At 59.7% G+C, this 20,943-nt stretch carries 19 protein-coding genes; 2 read left to right on the top strand and 17 right to left on the bottom strand.

What is annotated here, in order from left to right:
• Positions 1 to 286: 286 nt before the first annotated feature.
• Positions 287 to 1,264, bottom strand: coding sequence for an FAD-binding oxidoreductase (locus Q344_RS25780; RefSeq protein ID WP_169739214.1), 978 nt, complete (start codon positions 1,262 to 1,264; stop codon positions 287 to 289).
• On the opposite strand from Q344_RS25780, the gene Q344_RS24700 reads away from it, so the two are divergent.
• Complete coding sequence (locus tag Q344_RS24700) at positions 1,215 to 1,871, top strand: SDR family NAD(P)-dependent oxidoreductase (protein ID WP_051630973.1); 657 nt, start codon at positions 1,215 to 1,217, stop codon at positions 1,869 to 1,871. The two genes, Q344_RS25780 and Q344_RS24700, sit on opposite strands and share 50 nt — an antisense overlap.
• A gap of 10 nt (positions 1,872 to 1,881) precedes the next feature.
• Here the strand turns inward: Q344_RS24700 and Q344_RS0121465 are convergent, their stop codons facing one another.
• The 3 genes from Q344_RS0121465 to Q344_RS0121455 are packed head-to-tail and all read right to left on the bottom strand — an operon-like array spanning position 1,882 to position 5,108.
• On the bottom strand, positions 1,882 to 3,048 hold the full coding sequence (locus tag Q344_RS0121465) for an acyl-CoA dehydrogenase family protein (RefSeq protein ID WP_036051588.1): 1,167 nt from the start codon (positions 3,046 to 3,048) through the stop codon (positions 1,882 to 1,884).
• Between the two features lie 16 nt (positions 3,049 to 3,064).
• On the bottom strand, positions 3,065 to 4,303 hold the full coding sequence (locus Q344_RS0121460; RefSeq protein WP_027264384.1) for a thiolase family protein: 1,239 nt from the start codon (positions 4,301 to 4,303) through the stop codon (positions 3,065 to 3,067).
• Between the two features lie 16 nt (positions 4,304 to 4,319).
• Positions 4,320 to 5,108: an enoyl-CoA hydratase/isomerase family protein gene (locus Q344_RS0121455; RefSeq protein ID WP_028288592.1), complete on the bottom strand. Its 789-nt coding sequence runs from the start codon at positions 5,106 to 5,108 to the stop codon at positions 4,320 to 4,322.
• Positions 5,109 to 5,221: 113 nt separating this feature from the next.
• Between Q344_RS0121455 and Q344_RS0121450 the strand changes: the two genes are divergently transcribed.
• The gene (locus Q344_RS0121450) at positions 5,222 to 6,325 is read left to right on the top strand and encodes a CaiB/BaiF CoA transferase family protein (RefSeq protein ID WP_036540260.1); all 1,104 of its coding nucleotides are present in this window, start codon (positions 5,222 to 5,224) and stop codon (positions 6,323 to 6,325) included.
• A gap of 25 nt (positions 6,326 to 6,350) precedes the next feature.
• Here the strand turns inward: Q344_RS0121450 and Q344_RS0121445 are convergent, their stop codons facing one another.
• The 13 genes from Q344_RS0121445 to Q344_RS0121385 all read right to left on the bottom strand — a co-directional run bounded on the left by Q344_RS0121445 (position 6,351) and on the right by Q344_RS0121385 (position 20,936).
• Entirely contained in the window at positions 6,351 to 7,139 is a 789-nt protein-coding gene (locus Q344_RS0121445) for an SDR family NAD(P)-dependent oxidoreductase (protein WP_028288590.1), read from the bottom strand.
• 13 nt (positions 7,140 to 7,152) lie between these two features.
• Entirely contained in the window at positions 7,153 to 7,944 is a 792-nt protein-coding gene (locus tag Q344_RS0121440) for an ABC transporter ATP-binding protein (protein ID WP_028288589.1), read from the bottom strand.
• A 61-nt stretch (positions 7,945 to 8,005) separates the two neighbouring features.
• The gene (locus tag Q344_RS0121435) at positions 8,006 to 9,244 is read right to left on the bottom strand and encodes an ABC transporter substrate-binding protein (RefSeq protein WP_051630972.1); all 1,239 of its coding nucleotides are present in this window, start codon (positions 9,242 to 9,244) and stop codon (positions 8,006 to 8,008) included.
• A gap of 34 nt (positions 9,245 to 9,278) precedes the next feature.
• Positions 9,279 to 10,331 carry a branched-chain amino acid ABC transporter permease gene (locus tag Q344_RS0121430; protein WP_028288587.1) on the bottom strand — a complete coding sequence of 351 codons (1,053 nt, stop codon included), beginning with the start codon at positions 10,329 to 10,331 and terminating at the stop codon, positions 9,279 to 9,281.
• Between the two features lie 3 nt (positions 10,332 to 10,334).
• A complete protein-coding gene (locus Q344_RS0121425) occupies positions 10,335 to 11,219 on the bottom strand; it encodes a branched-chain amino acid ABC transporter permease (protein ID WP_028288586.1) in 885 nt (294 codons plus the stop codon).
• Between the two features lie 15 nt (positions 11,220 to 11,234).
• The gene (locus Q344_RS0121420) at positions 11,235 to 13,232 is read right to left on the bottom strand and encodes an AMP-binding protein (protein ID WP_234163364.1); all 1,998 of its coding nucleotides are present in this window, start codon (positions 13,230 to 13,232) and stop codon (positions 11,235 to 11,237) included.
• Positions 13,233 to 13,236: 4 nt separating this feature from the next.
• Positions 13,237 to 14,016, bottom strand: a complete 780-nt coding sequence (locus Q344_RS0121415) for an ABC transporter ATP-binding protein (RefSeq protein WP_028288584.1) — start codon at positions 14,014 to 14,016, stop codon at positions 13,237 to 13,239.
• 211 nt (positions 14,017 to 14,227) lie between these two features.
• Positions 14,228 to 15,067 carry an HTD2 family dehydratase gene (locus Q344_RS0121410; RefSeq protein ID WP_028288583.1) on the bottom strand — a complete coding sequence of 280 codons (840 nt, stop codon included), beginning with the start codon at positions 15,065 to 15,067 and terminating at the stop codon, positions 14,228 to 14,230.
• A 10-nt stretch (positions 15,068 to 15,077) separates the two neighbouring features.
• Entirely contained in the window at positions 15,078 to 16,241 is a 1,164-nt protein-coding gene (locus tag Q344_RS0121405) for an acyl-CoA dehydrogenase family protein (protein ID WP_028288582.1), read from the bottom strand.
• 3 nt (positions 16,242 to 16,244) lie between these two features.
• Entirely contained in the window at positions 16,245 to 17,039 is a 795-nt protein-coding gene (locus Q344_RS0121400) for a citryl-CoA lyase (RefSeq protein ID WP_036540258.1), read from the bottom strand.
• Complete coding sequence (locus Q344_RS0121395) at positions 17,039 to 17,953, bottom strand: SDR family NAD(P)-dependent oxidoreductase (RefSeq protein WP_028288580.1); 915 nt, start codon at positions 17,951 to 17,953, stop codon at positions 17,039 to 17,041. Before Q344_RS0121395 ends, Q344_RS0121400 begins: the two co-directional genes overlap by 1 nt.
• A gap of 12 nt (positions 17,954 to 17,965) precedes the next feature.
• Positions 17,966 to 18,925 (bottom strand): hydroxymethylglutaryl-CoA lyase, encoded by a 960-nt coding sequence (locus Q344_RS0121390; protein WP_028288579.1) that lies wholly within the window; start codon positions 18,923 to 18,925, stop codon positions 17,966 to 17,968.
• A 4-nt stretch (positions 18,926 to 18,929) separates the two neighbouring features.
• Positions 18,930 to 20,936, bottom strand: a complete 2,007-nt coding sequence (locus Q344_RS0121385; protein WP_028288578.1) for an acetyl/propionyl/methylcrotonyl-CoA carboxylase subunit alpha — start codon at positions 20,934 to 20,936, stop codon at positions 18,930 to 18,932.
• Positions 20,937 to 20,943 lie beyond the last annotated feature (7 nt).

Genomic DNA, 20,943 nt, shown 5'->3' with positions numbered 1-20,943 from the left:
CCTCCGAATAAAACACGTGCATAACGACGTCGTTATGCACGTGTCTTACCTCGGAACCCCAGCCTCAGGCAGGCGGCCACAATCGGTCGGTTACCTTTTAGCCGACACTGGCACGCGGGTTTTCGTGGACCCAAGACTTTCAACTTGGCGGAGGTCTTGGGGATCCCGGCCCCGCGCGCCCGTGGGGTGTCGCGGAAAGCGGCACAGGTCAAACGTGGTCGAAATCGACTGTCAGTTTTTTGGTTTTCGGACGGGCCTGGCAGGTCAGGACAAAGTTCTCCTTCAACTACCGAGGCTCCAAAGCATAGTTCAGCGTCATCTCTGCCTCGCCTTCGATAACTTTGGCGCGGCAGGTGGAACACATTGCGCCCTTGCAGCAATAGGGTAGTTCGATACCTGCTGCGGCGGCGGAGACCACGCTTTCCTGATCAGGTGTCATCACAAAGCTGCGGGCGGTGCCATCAAGGATCGCCGTGACCTGAACTCCTTCTCCAGTGGCGGCTTCCGCCGTAAGCGGCGCAAGCGTGACGGTGGCGGTATTGTCAGCATCGGCGGGAGCGAACAGCTCGTCATGAAAACGGTTCTCTTCAACGCCGAGGTCGCGGAGCGCGGTCTTGAGTTCCTGAATCATCTCGGCGGGGCCGCAAAGAAAAGCATCTTCTATTTCTGCCGGAGCGAACAGGGCACCGGAGAACTTGCGCAGCTTTTCCGCATCAAGCCGGCCCGAGAATAGTGGGGAATCGGTGCCTTCGCGCGTCAGTGTATGAAAAAGAGAGAACCGTCCGGGATAGGTATCCTTGAGATCGTTCAATTCGTCGCGGAAGATGATGGAACTTAGCGTTCGACTGCCGTAAAAAAGGATGAAGTTGGCCCCGGCCTCGGTGGCAAGCACCGAGCGGATGATCGAAATGATTGGAGTAGTTCCACTGCCCGGGGCCAGGGCGAGATAGGTGCGTGGTCCGCCTTGTCGTATCTTTGATCCGAATGTGCCTTCGGGCGTCATGACATCAAGTTCGGTGCCCGGTGGCAGTTCGCTATGAACGAAAGAGGAAAACGCTCCGCCTTCCAGCAGCTTGACCAGAACGCGCAACTCGCCATCGTCTCGGCCGGAGCTGACCGAATAGCATCGCCGCACACCATCGATATCACCGGCACGGCGCAGCGTGACGTACTGGCCCGGGATGAATTGATAGTCGTCCGCCAGATCTTCGGGATTGGGCGAGCATTTCGCCGAACTGCTGGCGGGGCAGGATGTCGACGTCACATTGGCCGCCCGCCGCGTCGCCCGCTTGTCTGAGCTTTCCGCAAAGATAGCGGCGGAAGGGGGGCAGGCCGATGTGATAGAGATGGACGTGGCGGACCCGGAGTCGGTGGAAGCCGCGCTGAAGGGACGGGTCTTTGACACTGTCATCAACAATGCCGGAACGACGGCATCTCTTCCCGCATTGGAACACGGGCCGGCCGAAATCGACGCGATCATAGACACAAATCTCAAGGGCGCATTTCATGTCGCACGTATCGCCGCCAAAGCGATGATTGATGCCGGACGCGGGGGCTGTATCGTCAATGTCGCCTCGATTCTGGGCACACGGGTGGCCAGCCATGTGTCCGCCTATGCCGCGTCCAAGGAAGGGCTGATTCAACTGACCCGGTCTCTGGCGCTTGAATGGGCGCGGAATGGCATCCGGGTGAATGCCATCTGCCCCGGTTATATCGAAACCGACCTGAACCGTGAGTTTTTTGCCACTGACGCGGGACAGGCATTGATCAAACGCGTCCCGCAGCGCCGGTTGGGGCATGATCCGTTGGCCGCCCCCCCGGACCGGGGGCCTACGATAAGGCGACCGGGAATCCCCGGCCGCAATTCTTAGAGTCACGATTTCAGAACGCGTTAAGCCCGGTCAGGTTGCGCCCGATGACCAGTTTTTGGATTTCGGTGGTGCCATCGGGAATCGGCATGACCTTTGCATTGCGGAAGTGCCGTTCAACGGGGAACTCTTTGGTGATGCCGTTGCCGCCGTGGATCTGCACCGCTTTGCCGGCGATTTCGACGGCCATTTCGGTTGCATACCATTTCGCCATCGAGGTCTGGGTGTCACAGCGCACGCCCAGGTCCAGAAGTTGCAGCCCGCGCTGGCACAACAGGCGCGCGGCATCCAGGTGCGTGGCCATGTCGGCCAAGTAGCCTTGAATCAACTGGTGCCCGCCGATCGGCTTACCATGTTGTTGGCGATCCTGCGCATATTTGACGGCACATTCCAACGCCGCCTGCGCTATGCCAATGCTCGTCAGGCCGACAAACACGCGAGCGCTCTCAAACAGTTTCAATGTCTGGAACAGGCCGCCGCCTGCATTACCCAGAACATGGTCAGCGCTGGTTTCGGCACGGTCGAAAAACAATTCGCAGGTCGATGCACCGACAAGCCCCAGCTTGCGCAATTCGCGGCTCTCGTAGTTGCCGGTATCGCGGTCGACGATGACCATGGAAATACCGTCGTCCAGATTGCAGACAACGATGGCGAAATCCGACTGGGCCCCATTGGAAATCCAGAGCTTCTGGCCAGTGACGAAAATCTTATCGCCCTCGCGGTCCGCACGTGTCTTGACCTCGCGTACGTTCGAACCGACCTCTGGTTCGGAAATACAGGTGGCACAGATCCGTTCGCTGCGCAGGAGCGGCTTCAGATAGGCCTCTTTCTGCGCCACATTTCCCAAGAGGTTGACCGCGAACACGGCATGACCCTGAATCAGCACCGCGATTGCCAGATCGGCCCATATCCGGGCCAGTTCCTCGTATAGGATGCCATAGGTCATGCGGTCGATTCCGGCACCGCCGTCCTCTTCGGGGATCAGGCCGCTGATCAGCCCGAATTCCTCGACCTTGGCGAACAGGGACTTCAGGGTTTTCGCATCGGGGGGGTGGCCGAGGTTCTCGTATTTCTCGGCCAGCGGCGCGAACTCTGCCTCGGCCATCTTGCGGAAGTTTTCCAGCAACATGCGTTGCTCATCTGTATAGATTGCCTGAGCGGCGGCGATCACGTTTTCCATGGTTCGTCTCCTTGTTTCAACGGCCCAGAATGGTGACGCAGGCGGCCGCTTCTTCTACCCCGTGCAACCCCCCGCCGTTTTCGGCGATGGCGTTCTTTGCCCCTTCGACCTGACGCGCGCCAGCTTCGCCGCGCAGTTGCGTGACCAGTTCGAAAACCTGCCCTATCCCTGTGGCACCGACCGGGTGGCCCTTGGATTCCAACCCGCCCGAGGGGTTCACCGGAATGCGTCCACCGATCTTTGTCTCGCCGCGCAGACTGGCGGGACCGCCCTCGCCGAATTCGACAAATCCGAGGTTCTCGATCTGGATCACTTCGCCCACGGCCGTGGCGTCATGCACTTCGGCCACCGATATATCCTCGGGGCCGATCCCGGCCTGTTCATAGGCCTCAAGCGCGGCAAGCCGGGTCAGGTGGTTCTTGTAATCTTCCGGCGGACGATCGGTGCCCGAGCGCAGGATCGCGGCCTTGACCTTGATCGCGCGCGCGGGATCTAGGCCCAGACGTTTTATCCCCTCGCCGGTGCATAAAACGGCCGCAGCGGCCCCGTCCGAGATCGGGGCGCACATCGGCAGGGTCAGCGGATAGGTGATCGGCGGCGCGGCCAATACCCGATCGACGCTCATGGCTTCTCGGTATTGCGCCAGTGGATTATGCACGGAATGCGCATGGTTCTTGGCGGCGACGGCGGCGAACTGTTCCTGAGTTGTGCCAAAGGTCTTCATGTGCAGCCGGGCGAAGCCTGCGTAGACATCCATGAACACGCTGTAGGGCTTGGGCGATTTCGATCCTTCGGGTTCCTCGACCCCTGCACCCAGATCGGCCAGCCGTTGCGCGACTTCTTCGCTGTTGCTGACGTCCCAGCCGCTGTCGAAGGCCGAAAACATCAACGCACGGTCGTCAGAATACATCTTTTCGGCGCCCACGGCGAGACAGCAGTCGCCATTGCCGGCCTTGAGGAAATCGACTGCCAGTTTGAACCCGGTCGAGGCGCTGGCGCAGGCGTTTTCGACATTCACCACCGGAATGCCCTGAATGCCCATTTCACGCAGCGCGATTTCGCCGCGGATCATGTGCTGGCCCTCCATGTGGCCCTGCACCGCGTTCGAGAAGAATGCGCCGTCGATACGATCTGCCGTCACTCGGGCATCGGAAAGCGCGGCGGCGACGGCCTCGCCGGTCATGTCCTTGATGGTTTTGTCCCGGAACTTTCCGAACGGCGTCATCCCGATGCCAACGATGTAAATGTCCTGCATCGTTTGTCCTCCTGACCTAGTATCCGCGAAACTGCGGTTTTCGTTTTTCATTGAACGCCGACAGACCCTCGTGCATGTCCCAGGATCGCATGTGCGCGCGCAGGTTCAGCATCTCTTCGGAAAGCGCGGCGGTTTCGTCCACGTCCAGCGACCGATTGGCAACCGTCTTCATGCGGCGTAAGACCGCCGGGCTTTTTTCTGCCAGCCTGTCGGTAAAGGCCTGCACCGCTTGTCGCAGGTCTTCGTCCGCGATGACCTTGTTCACCAGTCCCCAGTCCATCATGTCCCGTGCCGAAACGTTCTCGCCCGAGAACAGCAGGTATTTCGCGCGGTTCAGGCCAATCCTACGCGGCAGGATCGCCGCACCGCCGGCCCCGGGAAAGACGCCAAAGTTGGAATGTGCGTCGCCCAGTTGCGCGCTTTCGGCGGCAAAGACCAGATCGCAGGCCATCACCATTTCCAAACCGCCCGCCATCGCCAGCCCGTTCACTGCGGCGATCACCGGTTTCGGGCCATGTCGCATCAGCCCAAACGTGTGATCGACAAGATCCAGAAGATCCGGCTCGCCTGGTGCATGTTTGGCGCCAGCAACTTCTTTCAGATCGGCACCGGCGCAGAATGCCCGGCCAGAGCCGGTCAGGACAATTGTACGCACCCCATCGTCGGCCAGCGCCGATTCCAGTGCTGCCGCCATCTCGCGCAGCATCTGCGTTGACATTGCGTTGAGCTGTTCGGTGCGCTGGAAGGTAATCCATTCAGTTTTTGCGACCCGCTCAACGAATAGCGTCTGCTTTGCTTCACTCATGCTAAGCTCCTGATAATTATACATATTATTGGTTTTTCGCCTTGTCTTTTGCGGCGATTTGCGCTGCACTCGGGCGGACCCGCACGTGGAAAACAAAAGAGCTGGAGATTGATATGAGCACTGCACCCCTGGCCGGCCTGAAAATTCTCAGCCTTGCCGAACAGTTTCCCGGTCCCTATGCCACAATGCTGTTGTCCGACATGGGAGCCGAGGTGATCATGATCGAACGACCGGGTGTCGGCGATCCGGCCCGGCAATTTCCGCCCTTGTTCCGGGCACTGAACCGAGGCAAGCGCAGCGTTGCGTTGGATCTGAAATCGGCCGAGGGGCTGGCACGGTTTCGCGAACTGGCCAAGGAATCGGATGTCATCGTCGAAGGGTTCCGCCCTGGCAAGCTTGCGGCCTTGGGTGCCGGTTTCGAGGACATGCGTAGTGTCAACTCGCGGCTGGTTTATGTATCGATTTCGGGTTACGGGCAGGACGGCCCCTATCGTGACAGGGCTGGCCATGACCTGAGCTATGAAGGGGTTGGCGGTTTGCTGGCCGATCAGGCCGATGCAAAGCAGCCCGGCCCTGTGCCGCCGATCCCCCTTGCGGATGTTGGCGCGGCGTTGTTCGCGGCGATCGCAATCCTGTCGGCGGTCGTGTCGAGCCAGCGCACAGGGCAGGGGCGTTACGTGGACGTGTCCATGTCGGATGCGGTGGTTTCGATGTTGACCGCATTCCTCGTTCCCGCCGCCAATGGAACACCGCTGGGCGAATTTATCGCCGAGCCGGGCTATGGCGTGTTCACCTGCAAAGACGGCAAGCTCTTGACCTTGTCCATCGCGCATGAGGACTGGTTCTGGAAACCGTTCTGCGATGTGATCAACAGGGCGGATCTTGCGCCGTTGACAGGCCGCGACCGTGTCGCCCGCAAGGCCGCGCTGCGCGAAGAAATCGCGGCGATTTTGGTCAACAAGACGCGCGCCGAATGGGGCGACCTTCTGGATAAGGCGGGGGTGCCATGGGGTCCGGTCAATTCCCTGGTCGAAACGTTGGACGACCCCCATGTGCGTGCGCGCCAGCTGCTGCGCAAGATTACGCATGACGGCGGCAAGGCCGAGACTTTTATTGTCCAGCCGTTGAAATTCGATGGTTTCGAAACCGCGATACCGGATCTGCCCCCCGAGCTCGGGGCAGATAATGACAGCGTTTTTTCGGACAGCTCCAACTAGAGGCGGCAGCCGTCCGATGGCGGCTCTAGCAGGCAAAAGAATACCCGCCATTCACCGGATAAGTTTGACCGGTGATCCAGCTGGCAGCATCCGAGCAGAGGAACAGGATCATTCCGGCGGGGTCTTCCGGCTCGCCCAGACGGCGGATCACGTATTGCGACAATGCCCGCTTCTCGGTCTCTGCATCCGGGATCAGGTCGGCGACAGCCGGAGTTCTTGTGCCCCCCAAGGCGACGCAATTCGCGGTGATCCCGAACCGACCACCGGCTTTTGCAATTGCCCGCATGAAGCCGGCCGCGCCGGCCTTGGCGCCGGAGTAGACCGCCAGATGCGGCTCGCCCACGCGGCCCGCGTCGGAGATGACCGTCACGATGCGCCCATAGCCGCCCTTGACCATCAGGGGCATTGCGTGACGGGTGCAGTTCAACACGCCGTCGAAATTGGTCGCCATCCAGCGCTTCCATTCCGATGGGTCTGAGTCCCAGAAGGGCACCAGATCATCGAGCCGCGAGGTCGGCCCCGCGTTCCCGGCGTTGTTGACCAGGATATCCACGCCGCCGAACGCGGATTGCGCCTCGGCGAAAGCTGCGCCGACCGCCTCGAAGTTCGAGACGTCAAAGGCGATTGGCAATGCCTTGGCGCCAGCTGCTTCAACTTCTGCGGCAACGCTTTCCGCCCGATCGGCGTGAAAATCATTGATCACAACAGCGCCTGCGCCATGTTCCGCCAGATAAAGCGCGACCTGCCGGCCCACGCCCTGTCCGGCGCCGGTCACCAGCGCGGTGCGGCCCTTGATATCCAGGATGGTGCTCATGAATTCCTTCTCCTCAGCCCAGCCATCTCTTCCGGCGGCGATAGTGTTTGATATCTCGATAGCTTTTGCGCTCGCCCGATGCGGTGACGCCGAGATAGAATTCCTTGATGTCCTCGTTGTCAGCGAGCTTGTCGGCAGGGCCGTCCATCACGATCCGGCCGTTCTCCATCACATAGGCATAGTCGGCGATCGATAGCGCCGCGGCGCTGTTTTGTTCGACCAGGAAGAAGGTCGTGCCTTCTGACTTGAGCTGCTTGAGCACTTCATAAACATCCCGGATCATCATCGGGGCCAATCCCAACGACGGTTCGTCGATCGCGATGATCTTGGGGCTGGCCATCATGGCCCGGCCGATCAGCAGCAGTTGTTGTTCGCCACCAGACATGAAGCCAGAGGTGCGGTTGCGCAGGTCCGCAAGCCGGGGCATCAAGGTGTAAACATGGTCCAGGCGCTTTTTCAGCTCGGCGGAGTTGGGCACCATGTGCCCGCCGACGATCAGGTTTTGCTCTGACGTCAGATGCCGCAAAACGCGCCGCCCTTCCATCACATGGATGAGACCGTTCTTCACGACTTCCGAGGCTTCCATGTTCTGAATGGGAGTTCCGTCCAGAACGATGGACCCCGCCGAAACGGTTCCATCCTCGGATTTGAGCGTTCCCGAGATGGCTTTAAGCGTCGTGCTTTTTCCTGCGCCATTGCCACCGAGCAGAGCAACACATTGTCCCGCACGGACTGTCATGGACACGCCTTTGAGCGCCAGGATGACGTCGGAATATGTCACCTCTACGTTGTTGAGTTCCAGCATGGTCATATTGCCCGGGGCTAAGGATCAGAACGGGCGCCGCGACTGCGGCGCCCGGATTAATTCACCATTTCTCAACTTGCGGAACGTCGACACCCGTTGCCGCGATGGTGATTTTCCCATCTTTGACGGTGCCCACATTCACTTTGAGGCCTTCCAATGGGAACGGCGCTTCTGGCGTAAAGGACAAGGTCGGCAGGAACCCATGGGTTTCTTCGGTGGTGATCGGTTTGGCAAAAAGCGCCTCACGTACCATCTCTCCGGTCAGGCCCTCGGCGCCGTTCGCCTCGATCGCGTGATCGATCACGGTCACGGTATAGAGACCCTGAGATACGCCCATTGCGGTCACGACGTTCCAAGGTGCTTCGAGTCCGTAATCGGCAACCAATGTCTCGTAGAATTGTCGCGCGGGAGTGTCCTCATCGGCCGCAATCGCCATGCCGTAGGCTTCAAAGTCCCCCTCCATTTGCTCAAGCCCGCCAAGCGCGCCACCCGAGGCTGGAAGCCCGTTATGCGAACTCATCATGATCGGGATGTTCGCCCCGTTGGCCTGCAGCCCACGTTTCGCGGCAACCACGATAGAGGTGTTCGTTTGGATTACCAGCGCCTCGGCCCCGGCTCGTACAACGCGGCGCATTTGCCCCGTCAGATCGGTGGGTTGAACTTCGGTATAGATGACCTCGACGAGGTCGATCTCCTCGGGGTGCTCTTCGGCATAGAGTTCAAGGCCCTTTGCCATGTCGACATAGGCAGGCGATGCTTCGGAGGCGAGGATCGCAACCTTGAGCGGTTCGTCTCCTCCGCGCTGTTCACGCATCCAGTTTAGAAAGCCGACACTTTCGTGCGAATAGGTCGGGCGTGGGTTGAAAATCCAGGCATCCGGTTGCCAGGCAAAACCGTAGGCCGCTGTGGCCATGAACATCGGGATTTTGTCTTCCGGCAGGCGTTCGGAAAGGGCCGCGACGTCAGGCCCGCCGAGGCCGACAACCGCAATCGGGTCCAGTTCCGATTTGATCCCGGGCCAGAGACTTGCCACCTGTGCCGCGTCATAGCGGGTTTCGTAGTTTTTGTAGTTCAGCGTGACGCCAAGTTCCTTGCCGCGGGTTTCATTCCACCAGGTGAACACAGCTTCGCGTCCGCCTGCCAGGATGGGCATGATGTCAGCATAAGGGCCGGAAAAGTCCGACAGCAGGGCCAGATTATAGGTCTCTTCGGCCTGCGCCTTCAAAGGCATGGTCGCCGCGGCCGCCAAGGCAGCCGCTGCCAGTAAGCCGCGAAGACCTCGATTCGATTGGTAAGTCATATTCTTCCTCCCAGGTTTAGAGCCGCTCTATTTCTCAGTAAGGAAACGGCCAGATACGGTATGACGACTTCAGGATGTTCCAGCGGTGCATCAGCCCCTTGGGTTCGAGGATCATAAACAATGCGATCACGCCGCCAAGAACGACATTCATGCCAGCGAACACGATGTCACCGCCAAGGAATGATACCGAGTCGGCGATATTGGGGCCGACCGTCGCGATAATTTCCTGGATGATGCGGATAATGAAGACGCCGATCAGGGCCCCCACGATTGAACCCATCCCGCCGACGATGATCATCGCGACGAAGAAGATCGAGTGAAACAGGGTGAACTGGTCTACCCCCACGAAGCGGATCAGATAGGCCCAAAGCGCCCCGCCGACGCCCGCATAGAAAGCGCCGATCAGGAAGGCATTTGCCTTTGTGGCCGCGACATTGATCCCCATTATACCCGCGGCCACGTCATCATCCCTGACCGCCACGAAGGCACGGCCGAAGCGTGACCGAACGATCCCGAACGCGCCCGCCACCATGATCGCGGTCACGGCGAAATTCAGATAGAACTGCGAAGATTCGCTGACAAATCGCTGCCCGAAAAGCTCGGCCGGGGGCACGGTGATACCGTTCGATCCACCCAGCCAGGTTGACGGCAGGTTCAATACGGCAAAGTGGAACAGGAACTGAGCTGCAATCGTGGTCAGTGCCAGATAGAACCCCTTGATCCGCGCCGCGGTCAAGCCAAAGAGAAAGCCGAACAGCGCAGCCGAGAGCCCGGCCAGAGGAATGGTCAGCAGAAACGTAAGGCCGGTCTTCGAGGCCAGTATCGAGGCCGTATAGGCGCCGACCCCCATGAACGCCGCCTGACCCAGGTTGATCTGGCCCGCATAGCCGGTGCAGATCTGAAGCCCGACGGCGATGACGGCGCTGATCATCATCATATTCAGGATAGCGATGATACGGCTGCTCACCAGGTAAGGCGCCAACAGCAGTAGAGCCATGAATACGACGAGGGCCAGAAACTGCCAGCGCGTTCGGATCAAACGTCTGTCACTGCGATAGCTTGTCGGGAATACGCCAGAAGGATCCATGGATTACACCCGTTCGATTGTGCGCCAGCCGAACAGGCCGGTCGGCCGGATCAGCAGAATGGCAAGCATTATGATATATGGAACGACACTGCCGAGCGAGCCACCGATCAACGGATCAAGGTAGTTGGTGGTCAAGCTCTGCGCGATGCCGATGATTATTCCTGCCAGGATAAGCCCGCCGATGGATTCCAGCCCGGCAAAGAGCGCCACCGGCAGGGCCGCGAACCCGATATCCGAGGCCAGGAAGGTCAGCGATTTGCCGCTGAGAAAGATCATCGCACCAATTGTGGACAGGATTGCCCCGAGAACCCAGGCAACGGCAATCGAGCCTTTCACCGAAATGCCCATCGAGGAAGCTACGACGTGGTCCTCCGCCACAGCGGTCATACGGAGGCCGGACCGGGTCCGGTTGAAGAACCACGACAGGCCGACGGCCGCGACAATGGTGATGATCCCACCTATCAGGAGGTTCATCGGGATCAACATATCGCCGAGGAACAAGGGTTTCAGCGGAAAAATGATCGGGAAGGGTCTTACCGCGGGACCGAACACAAGCAGCACCAAACCGCGCAGCAGGATCAAAAGGCCGACGGTGACCATGACCATCGAGAAAACCGATTCACCGATCAGCTTTGTCAGGAAAATCCGTTCGATTGCGTACCCGACCAGCCCGGCCAGAACCAGCGAAAGGGGTATCGACAACCAAAGGCTAAGCCCCGCTTGCATCGTTGTGAACCAGACGATGAACCCGCCGATGATCACAAGCTCGCCCTGCGCGAAGTTGAACACCTTGCTGGCGCGGTAAATCACAACAAAGCCCATGGCCACCAGCGAATACAGAAGGCCGATCAAAGCCCCGGTAATGATGTCATTGATGAAATAGACCATTGTCGCCGACCTCCTTTAAGATTTGGACTGCCGCTTGGCAGCCTTCGATGCGTTTTCAACATCCGACACGCGAACCGTGGTCTTGAGAACGCCTTGACGGCCGTCCTGATAGGTCACAGCGATTTCGAGATCTGTCTCGTCATCGCCAGCATAGATCGCCTCGACGAGCTTGGCATACCGTTCCTCCAGAAAGGCCCGGCGAAGCTTTCGGCTGCGGGTCAACTCGCCTTCATCCGGGTCGAGTTCCTTGGGAAAATTCGCAAAACGTGCCACGCGCGAGCCTTCGGGCAGGAGCGCATTGATGCGCGCCACTTCGCCTTTGATAAGGTCCAGAACTTCGGGTTTCTGCGAGAGATCGGTGTAGGTCGAAAAGCTGATCTTGTTCTCTTCCGCCCAACGCCCGAGAACTTCCATATCGATATTGATAAGCGCGCTGACGAAGCTCCGGGTTTCGTCGCCCAAGGTCATGAGATCCTTGATGAAGGGGCTATACCGCAACCGCGTTTCGATGAATTGCGGCGGATAGCTGTGCCCATTTGCCAGGCGGCGCATATCCTTGACACGGTCAAAGAACAAAAGCTCGCCGTCGTCGGTCATCGACACCGCGTCACCGGTCTTGTACCAACCGTCTTCGGTCAATTCCTCTGCGGTCTTTTCGGGCTTGCCGTGATAGCCACCGAAGCCCGATCCGCCACGCACCTGAAGCTCCCCTTCGTCCGAGACCCTGTATTCCAGCGGTTCGCCGTAGTTCGTGTTGCTTTGCATCCAGCTGCCGCTGGTTTCCAGCTGATAGCTTTCGCCGACATGCGCGGTCAGAAGGCCGATTTCGGTCGCGCCATACACGTTGCGCAGCTTAACCCCCATCGCGTGGAACATACGAAAGACGTCAGGTGCCATCAGGGCGCCGCCGCTCATTGCGTTTTTGGCCTTACCAAGGCCAAGATTGTCGCGCAGGTGATGCAGCACCAGAGCTTCGGCAAAGGGAAGCTGCAGGCGTGCGGCAAGGCTGGGGCTACGCCCCTCCAGCCGTTCCACATAAACGTCGTGGCCGACCTTCATACCCCAGTTGTACATCGCATTGCGGATTTTACCCGCCCCCAGCATCCGGGCCTGAACGATGGAGGCGAGATTTTCCCACTGGCGCGGGCTGAACACCAGTGCGTCGACCGCCAGTTCGCGAATGTTGGTCAGTACGTCTTCAGGGCCTTCGGGGAAGTTGACGACCATGGGCGCGATCAAACCGATCGACAGGCCGAAAATCTGTTCCGTGACCCAGGCCGGCGAAATGTAGGTCAGGTATTCGGTGCCCGGCGCGATTTCGATTGCCCCCATCACCCGCGAGCAATTGTCGAACAGGTAGCGATGGCTGATGACAACGCCCTTGGGTTTTCCCGTGGTACCCGAGGTATAGGACAGCAAGGCGGTATCGTCCGCCCGTCCACGTTTTACGTGTTCTTCAAATCTGGCGGGTTCCTTGGCGTGGATCTGACGCCCTGCCGCGCTCACACTTTCAAACGAATGCAACAGGGGATGATCATAGCCCCACAGACCGGAATCGTCCCAGTAAACGACCGCCAGGGCGCCCGAGTACTTGCCCGCAATCTCGATGCATTTATCGACCTGCTCCTGATCCTGTGCCAGAAAAATCCGCGTTTGCGAGTCTTCGGCCAGATACAGAATCTCTTCAGCGTTTTGATCCGGATAGACAGACAGGACTTTGCCGCCTAACGACTGGACGGCGTATTCAGCCCAGAAATGTTCGGGTTCGTTTTCGCCAATCATCATGACGGATTCGCCAGCCGACAAGCCCAGGTTCTCCAACCCGAGAGCCAGGGCGCGAACCCTGTCAAGAACATCGGCCCAGGTGAATTCACGCCAGATGCCCAGGCGCTTGTGCCGTTCGGCGAGGTTGGTCGGTGTGGATGTCGCTCGCGCGAGCAAAACCTGCGGCAGGGTTTCGCTATGTGTCACTGCTGGGTCCGAAAAGACCATTGCTGTCCGTTGTTTGACCATGCCGCTACCCCAGATATGCCTTTATGACAGCCGGGTCCTTCTGGATTTCTTCCGGGGTGCCTTCAGCGATGACCCGCCCGAAATCCAGCACCACGATCCGGTCGGCAAGGTCCATCACGACGCCCATGTCGTGCTCCACCAGAACTACCGGAATCTTGCGCGCCTCGCGCACATCGAGAATGAAGCGCGCCAGGTCTTCTTTTTCCTCCGAGTTCATGCCGGCCATCGGTTCATCCATCAGCAGGATCGACGGTTCCTGCGCCAATGCACGGCCCAGATCGACACGCTTGCGCAACCCATACCCCAACGTGCCCACGGGCCGGTTGCGGATTGCCTCGATCTCGAGAAAATCGATGATCTCCTCTGCGGCTTCACGATGTTCCGATTCCTCGCGCATCACGGGACCGAACTGGAAAAAAGCCTGGACTACATTCGATTTCATCAGCATGTGGCGGCCGATCATAATGTTTTCCACCACCGTCTGCCCGGCAAAAAGATGGGTGCCCTGAAACGTCCGCGCCAGACCGCGCCGGGCGATCTGGTCAACACGCAGGCCGGTCACGTCCTGCCCGGACAATTCGACACGGCCCTTCTGCGGACGGTAGAAGCCCGCAGTCACGTTTAGAAGTGATGTTTTTCCGGCTCCGTTCGGTCCGATAATTGCAAGCAATTCATCGTCGGCCACAGAAATGCTCACATCGTCGAGCGCGGTCACACCGCCAAATTTCAAAGTTGCACCACGCACCGCAAGCGGTGAGGATACGTGCCCGTTATTCGTGGTCATGTTGCGGCCCGTGCTTTTGCCCCACACCTCATGGAGGCGCGCATAGCCTGACCGCACGGTTTTTCGTTGGTTACGAGTTTTCCTCGCATTGTTCCTCCTCCCACCTCTAAATTCAGAGGTTTGCCTGGTTTATTTACCAAGTCTCTCCGCGAAGCCTAACAGATGTTAGAAAAATTGGTCAACAACTGAATTCGCTACCGAAGAAGACCGATCAGACGGCCGCGTACTCTGCGGAAAAGCTTCGAAGACCTTTTTGATCCTGACACCAGACTGTCCCGGAGGTGCCGGTCCCTTCATTGTGCAGTTGCAATTCGCAGGGCAGGGTGAGTGGCGCGAGGCCACGGAACGAAAACCGGTGGGGCGATGTTTTCAACGCACCCGCCGCCAGATTCAGAAGCAGCGTGGCCTGCAATGGGCCATGCACAACAAGTCCGGAATAGGCTTCGGTTTCGGTGGCGTAGACGTAATCATAGTGAATGCGATGGGCATTGAACGTCAGCGCCGAATAGCGAAACAGAAGAACAGGATCCGGTGTCAGCGTCGATCTAAGCGTGTTGGGGTCACCCGCGTCAGCTGCGCTCTCGCCCGTGCGGGGGGTGGAAATCTCACGATAAACGATCGTTTGCTGCTCCCGGATACAAAGCCGGTTGCCACTCAGATACTCATGTTCGACGGTCACAAAGACCAATGGTCCACTACGGCCCTGCTTGGCCACAATATTCCTGATCGAAGAGCGTCGGGTGATGGTTTCGCCGATTTTCAGCGGCGCGATATGCGTAACATCGCCGCCAGCCCACATGCGGGCGGGCAGCAGAACAGGGGGCAGAAATCCACCCCTCGCGGCGTGGCCATCTTCTGACAGGGCGGCAGCTGGCACGGTATCAAGGGCAAGGCACCAATGAACCCCCAGCGGGACATCGCCGGCTTCGTCCCAAAGATGCGGACCGAGCGTGGCGCGGAATTTGTCGATCAGCCCCTGCGTCAGAACATCTTCCTTGGTCTCGGTGCGTCCCAGCCAGGGCGCCAGCGCGTCAAGGTCGATCTCACCCATGTTTCTGGCCTCAGAAGGATCGGGGCATGCCGAGGATATGTTCGCCGACATAGGAGAGGATCAGGTTGGTCGAGATCGGGGCGACCTGATAGAGGCGCGCCTCGCGAAACTTGCGCTCAACATCGTACTCCCGTGCGAAACCGAAGCCGCCGTGGGTCTGGATGCAGGCATTGGCCGCTTCCCAGCTGGCTTCCGAAGCCAGCAGCTTGGCCATGTTCGCCTGTGCACCACAATCCAGTCCGGCATCGAACCGCCTGCAGGCTTCAAAGCGCATCAGATTGGCGGCCTCGATGTTCACATAGGACCTGGCGATAGGGAATTGCACACCTTGGTTCTGGCCGATGGGACGGTCAAAGACCACGCGGTCGCCGGCATAGGCGCGGGCCTTGTCAACGAACCAGTATCCATCACCGATGCATTCCGCCGCAATCAGGGTCCGTTCGGCGTTCAGCCCGTCAAGAATATGGTAAAACCCGCGCCCCTCGGTGCCGATCAGGTTCTCGGCGGGGATTTCCAGGTTGTCGAAAAACACTTCATTGGTTTCGTGGCCGGGCATGTTGGCGATGGGGCGGACCTCCATCCCGTTGCCGATTGCCTCTTTCAGATCGACCATAAAGATCGACAGGCCCTGCGACTTTTTCTTGACCTCGCTCAGCGGCGTAGTGCGGGCCAGCAAGATCATCAGGTCAGAATGCTGGATACGGCTGATCCAGACCTTCTGGCCATTGATCTCATACCGGTCACCCTTCTTGACTGCGATGGTCTTCAGTTTGGTGGTGTCGGTCCCGGTTGTCGGTTCGGTCACGGCCATGGATTGCAGGCGCAACGCGCCGCTGGCAATACCGGGCAGGTATGTCTGCTTTTGCTCATCCGAACCATGCCGCAGCAGCGTGCCCATGTTATACATCTGCCCGTGGCAATGGCCCGCGTTTCCGCCGCAGCGGTTCACCTCCTCCATGATGATCGAGGCTTCGGTCAACCCCAGACCCGAGCCACCGTATTCCTCTGGGATCATCGCGGCAAGCCAGCCCTCGCGGGTCAGCGCATCGACGAATTCCTCGGGGTAGGTTTCGTCTTCGCCGAACTTGCGATGATACTCTGGCGGAAACTGCGCGCAAAGTGCGCGCAAGGCATCGCGCAGATCGGTGTGAGTGTCTGGGGCTGACGTCTGCATCGTTCAAGCCGCTCCCGGGCCGGAGGTTTCGAGGATTTCCTCTTCGGCGCGCTGCCACAATTCATAGGAGATCGGGTTTTCGCTCTCTTCGAGGATATGACCGACCAGGCCGATGGCGCGCGCCATGACGCCAAAGCCCCGCACGATCTTCCAGGGAAAGCCGAATTCACAGCAGATCGCTCCGATCGCACCAGTGGCGTTAATCGGCAGCATCTTACCCGATTTTTCTTCGGCAACGGCCTGAATTTTCTGGATCAACTCGATGTATTCACCGGACTTGCCGTTCTCGGCAGCGATCTGGAACAGGCGCGGGGTGCGCGGATCGACCGGTTTGTGCACCGGATGTCCGAGCCCCGGCACGATCATCTTGCGGGCGCGGAATTTTTCTACCGTCTCGACGGCCAGCGCATCCAGATTGACACCGGTGCCCAACTTGTCCTGTGGCAGTGCCTCGTAAAGCATTTTCGAGGCACCTTCCATAGAACCGACAAAGACGGTGCCCAGCCCACACAAGCCAGCCGCCACAGCCGCCTGAAGCGATTCCGGCGCCCCCATATAGGTCATCCGCGCCGCCAGGGCCGAGGGCGTGATACCATGTTCGACCAGGGTAATGACGATGGCGTTGAACACCCGGCTTTCCTCGGGTGTGGCCTTGCGGCCCGTCAGTTGCAGGAACGCCAGATCGCCGAGGTTCATGTGGCCCAGGATCTCGTTGGGCAGGTCGAGGCCACGCACGCTGATCTTGTCAGGGGTGCTCCAGGCAATGCTGGAGCTGATTTTTTCTTTGCGTTTTCCCATTAGACCGGATCCCATGAAAAGACATCCGCCGAAACTTCGAGCGGCGTGAACTGCGATTTGAGCGCGGGAATGGCGCGATCGGCGATTTCATCGGCGGTCCAGCCATCACCGGAATGAACCGACCGCACCGGGCGGGGCTGGTTGAACAGGAAGATCTCGTTCTTGCGAACCGCAAAGATCTGTCCTGACACGTCAGCCGCGCGGTCGCTCATCAGGAAACAGGCCATCGGTGCAACCTTGGCCGGTGTCATCTCCTTGATCTTTTCGACCCGTGCCACCTGTTCCGGGGTGTCTGTCTTGATCGACGAGATCATCCGGCTCCAGGCGAAGGGCGCGATGCAGTTTGACCGCACGTTCCAGCGCTTGAGATCAAGCGCAACAGATTTTGAGAAGGCCGCGATGCCCAGCTTCGCGGCAGAGTAGTTCGCCTGGGCAAAATTGCCGATCAGCCCCGAGGTCGAGGTCATGTGCACGAGCGCGCCGCTTTCCTGTTCGCGGAAATAGTCGGCGGCCGCGCGGCTGGTATTGAAGGCACCATAAAGATGGACCTTCACCACCGCGTCGAAATCCTCATAGGTCATCTTGTGGAAGTAACCGTCGCGCAGAATGCCGGCGTTGTTTACCACCGCGTCGATGCGACCGAATTCCTTGACCCCGGCTTCGATCATCGCGCGCGCGGCATCGGGATCGGTGACAGAGCCGCCATCGGCAATGGCATCGCCCCCAGCGGCCCTGATCTCTTCGACGACTTTCTGCGCCGCAGTTTCTGTCTGACCGGTGCCTTTCAGGGATGCGCCCAGATCATTGACCACCACGGCGGCGCCTTCGGTAGCTGCCATCAAGGCGATATCACGCCCGATCCCACCGCCGGCCCCGGTGACCAGAACGACCTTTCCGTCAAGTGCTTTTGTCATCTTCTTGCTCCCTCAGAGTGACTTGCGGTATTTGTCCAACCCGCCGGTGTGCATGACCCGGCCCATGAGCGGCACACCGATGATCTCTTCTGCTTTGACCGCCGCTGCGATCAGCTTGTCCAGATCAATGCCGGTTTCGATGCCGAGCTCGTGACACAGGAACACTGCATCCTCGGTGCAGACATTTCCTGCGGCGCGCGCGTGGCCGTGGCCCGCGAAAGGACAGCCGCCAAGACCGGCGACGGAGCTTTCGAACATGTCCACGCCCATCGACAGGGCCGCATAAACGTTGGCGATCCCCAGCCCACGTGTGTCATGGATGTGCATACCGATGCGCGCCTCGGGCGCCAATTCGCGCAGGGCGCCGATCATCCGTTTGACCGCCTCGGGGTTTCCCCAACCCATGGTGTCGGCGACCACGAGGATCGGCACGGGGATGTTCTCTTCTTCGCATAGCTGAAGGATAAAGCGGAAATCGTCCAAGATGCGTTCTTGGGGGATGGGGCCCTCGAGGTTGCAGCCGAAAGCGGTCATCACATAGGCCGCGTCGACGGTATATCCCTCTTCCTTGTAAAGACGGACCCAGTCACGTTGTTTTTCCCGCATCTCGGCCGAGGAACAATTGTTGTTCGATTGGGCGAATGCTTCGGAAGGATAGAACAGCAGACGCGGGTCGATATCGACCTCATGCGCGGTCAGGGCCTTGCGAAACCCTTTGTCGTTCAGCCACAGCGATGTGTAGTTCACGCCCGGTTTGCGCTTGATACGCTGGAACAACTCGCCGGTGTCCGCCATCTGAGGAACGTATTTCGGGCTGACAAAGCTGCCGACCTGAATGCGTTTCAAGCCGGTTTCGCTGAGCATGTCGATCAGTTCGATCCGCTCTTCGATCGGGTAAATCTTCTTTTCGATCTGAAAACCCTCACGCGGGCCTTCTTCACGAAATTCTACGAATTTGGGAAAGTCGCTCATTTCATCACTCCTCGGATGGCAGGATCTCGGCGATGACCTGGCCGCGATCGACCATGTCCCCATTCGAGACGGATATATTGCTGGCGATCCCGGCCGCGGCCGCCCGGATCGAGATTTCGAGTTTCATGGATTCCATGACCGCGACCACGTCGCCTTCGGCCACGCTCTGACCATCGGAGACCTTGATTTCGACAATCATGCCGGTCAGCGGAGAGGTCACGGCGCGATCCGCCGCGGCATCGCCGCCGGCAAAGGCAAGGGGCGCGGCGGGCCGAAAGACCAGGCGGCCTTCGGGCGTATCCAGTTCGATCACGCCCGCGTGCAGGCGCGCGTCGATCAGATGGACGGTGTCGCCTTCGCCGACACGCCAACGGCCCGGGGTCAGTTCACGTGCCGACAGTATCAGCGCCTCGCCTTTCTCCGAATGGATGGTGTACTTGGCACCCGGTTTGACTGGACTGACGCGCAGTTCTTCGGATACCTCGTCAGAATCGGTAAGCGTCACGCGCTGCCCCGCTTCAATCGCATCGCCGCCCAGTCCAAGCCGCCAGCCGGTAAAGGCATCACGGTTGGTCCAGGGATTGGCGTCTGTGTCGCTGCGCGACTGGGTCACGAAGAGAATGGCAGCGGTCGCCTTCCACAGATCTGGGCGGGTCAGGCCGGGTGCCTGTGTCAGCTCATCCAGCCTGCCGTCGATCCAGCGGGTATGCACCTGCATCCGTTCGAATTCATGGTTTCGCGCCAGCGCCGTTAGAAAGGCGCGATTGGTCTCGACACCTTCGACCGCGACATGATCAAGCGCCGTGGCCAGACGTGCCAATGCGGTTTCCCGGTCGGGCGCGTGCACGATCAGCTTGGCGATCATCGGGTCGTAGTAGGGCGTGACGGCATCGCCTTCTTCGACGCCGCTGTCGACGCGCAGGCCCGATGGCAGGCTGAGCGTGGAGAGCGTGCCCGTCGACGGGGCGAATTGCATCGCCGGATCTTCGGCGTAAAGCCGCGCCTCGACCGCGTGGCCGTTGATCGTCAGATCGTCCTGCACCAGTCCAAGGCCCGCGCCTTCGGCAATCCGCAGGTGAAGCGCGACAAGGTCCAGCCCGGTGATCGCTTCGGTGACGGGATGTTCCACCTGAATGCGCGGGTTCACCTCAAGGAAGAAATACTCGCCACCCGCGACCAGAAATTCGACCGTGCCCAGCCCGCGATAGTCCAGCGTTTCGCCCAAGCGCACCGCGTCGTGTGCGATGTCGTCCAGAAGCGTTCGGGGCAGACCCCAGGCCGGGGCTTCCTCGATGACCTTCTGGTGGCGGCGCTGAAGCGTGCAATCGCGTTCGAACAGATGCACCACATGGCCCTTGCCGTCACCTGCGATCTGCACTTCAACATGGCGCGCCTCGGGCAGGAAACGCTCCAACAGCAGCCCTTCGGAGCCGAAGGTGGATTTTGCTTCGCGCAGCGCGCCTTCGATGTCCTCGACCAGCGTGGTCTCGTCAGTGACGAGCCGTTGTCCGCGCCCACCACCGCCGCCGACCGCCTTGAGCAGCACCGGCAGGCCCATTTGGCGCACCTCCTCGGCAATCTGCTCGGGATCGGACCGCGCACCTTCGGCGCCCGAAATCACCGGGACGCTGGCCGCCACGGCGGCCTCTTTGGCGCTGGCCTTGTCGCCGAAACGTTCAAGCGTTTCCGGCGTCGGCCCCATGAAGATCATGCCGGCGGCTTCGACCGAACGAGCAAAATCCGGGTTTTCGGCCAGAAAGCCATAACCGGGATGGATCGCATCCGCGCCCACTGATTGCGCAGCGGCAATCACCGCGTCGATTTTCAGATAGCTCTCGGATGCAGGCCCGGCACCGATACAGACAGATTTGCCGATCTCGCGGACATGCAGGGCATTGGCATCGGCCTGCGAATGCACGCCGACAGGGGTGATACCGCTGGCCCGCGCGGTGCGCGCGATCCGGCAGGCAATTTCGCCGCGGTTGGCGATCAGAAGCGTTTTGATTTTCACGGTTCGC

Origin of the sequence: Pseudooceanicola nanhaiensis DSM 18065 (assembly GCF_000688295.1) — a bacterium.
Lineage (GTDB): Bacteria > Pseudomonadota > Alphaproteobacteria > Rhodobacterales > Rhodobacteraceae > Pseudooceanicola > Pseudooceanicola nanhaiensis.
The sequence above is the reverse complement of the archived record's forward strand: the minus strand, read 5'-3'. Positions and strand labels throughout refer to the sequence as shown.

Bases quoted from the DNA above. Each gene is read 5' to 3' on its own strand.
- Q344_RS0121395 (WP_028288580.1), bottom strand. From the start codon at position 17,953: ATGACAAAAGCACTTGACGGAAAGGTCGTTCTGGTCACCGGGGCCGGC.
- Q344_RS0121450 (WP_036540260.1), top strand. From the start codon at position 5,222: ATGAGCACTGCACCCCTGGCCGGCCTGAAAATTCTCAGCCTTGCCGAA.
- Q344_RS0121415 (WP_028288584.1), bottom strand. From the start codon at position 14,016: ATGACCACGAATAACGGGCACGTATCCTCACCGCTTGCGGTGCGTGGT.
- Q344_RS0121465 (WP_036051588.1), bottom strand. From the start codon at position 3,048: ATGGAAAACGTGATCGCCGCCGCTCAGGCAATCTATACAGATGAGCAA.
- Q344_RS0121405 (WP_028288582.1), bottom strand. From the start codon at position 16,241: ATGCAGACGTCAGCCCCAGACACTCACACCGATCTGCGCGATGCCTTG.
- Q344_RS0121400 (WP_036540258.1), bottom strand. From the start codon at position 17,039: ATGGGAAAACGCAAAGAAAAAATCAGCTCCAGCATTGCCTGGAGCACC.
- Q344_RS0121410 (WP_028288583.1), bottom strand. From the start codon at position 15,067: ATGGGTGAGATCGACCTTGACGCGCTGGCGCCCTGGCTGGGACGCACC.
- Q344_RS0121425 (WP_028288586.1), bottom strand. From the start codon at position 11,219: ATGGTCTATTTCATCAATGACATCATTACCGGGGCTTTGATCGGCCTT.
- Q344_RS0121445 (WP_028288590.1), bottom strand. From the start codon at position 7,139: ATGAGCACCATCCTGGATATCAAGGGCCGCACCGCGCTGGTGACCGGC.
- Q344_RS0121435 (WP_051630972.1), bottom strand. From the start codon at position 9,244: ATGACTTACCAATCGAATCGAGGTCTTCGCGGCTTACTGGCAGCGGCT.
- Q344_RS0121430 (WP_028288587.1), bottom strand. From the start codon at position 10,331: ATGGATCCTTCTGGCGTATTCCCGACAAGCTATCGCAGTGACAGACGT.
- Q344_RS0121455 (WP_028288592.1), bottom strand. From the start codon at position 5,108: ATGAGTGAAGCAAAGCAGACGCTATTCGTTGAGCGGGTCGCAAAAACT.
- Q344_RS0121460 (WP_027264384.1), bottom strand. From the start codon at position 4,303: ATGCAGGACATTTACATCGTTGGCATCGGGATGACGCCGTTCGGAAAG.
- Q344_RS0121390 (WP_028288579.1), bottom strand. From the start codon at position 18,925: ATGAGCGACTTTCCCAAATTCGTAGAATTTCGTGAAGAAGGCCCGCGT.
- Q344_RS0121420 (WP_234163364.1), bottom strand. From the start codon at position 13,232: ATGGTCAAACAACGGACAGCAATGGTCTTTTCGGACCCAGCAGTGACA.
- Q344_RS0121440 (WP_028288589.1), bottom strand. From the start codon at position 7,944: ATGCTGGAACTCAACAACGTAGAGGTGACATATTCCGACGTCATCCTG.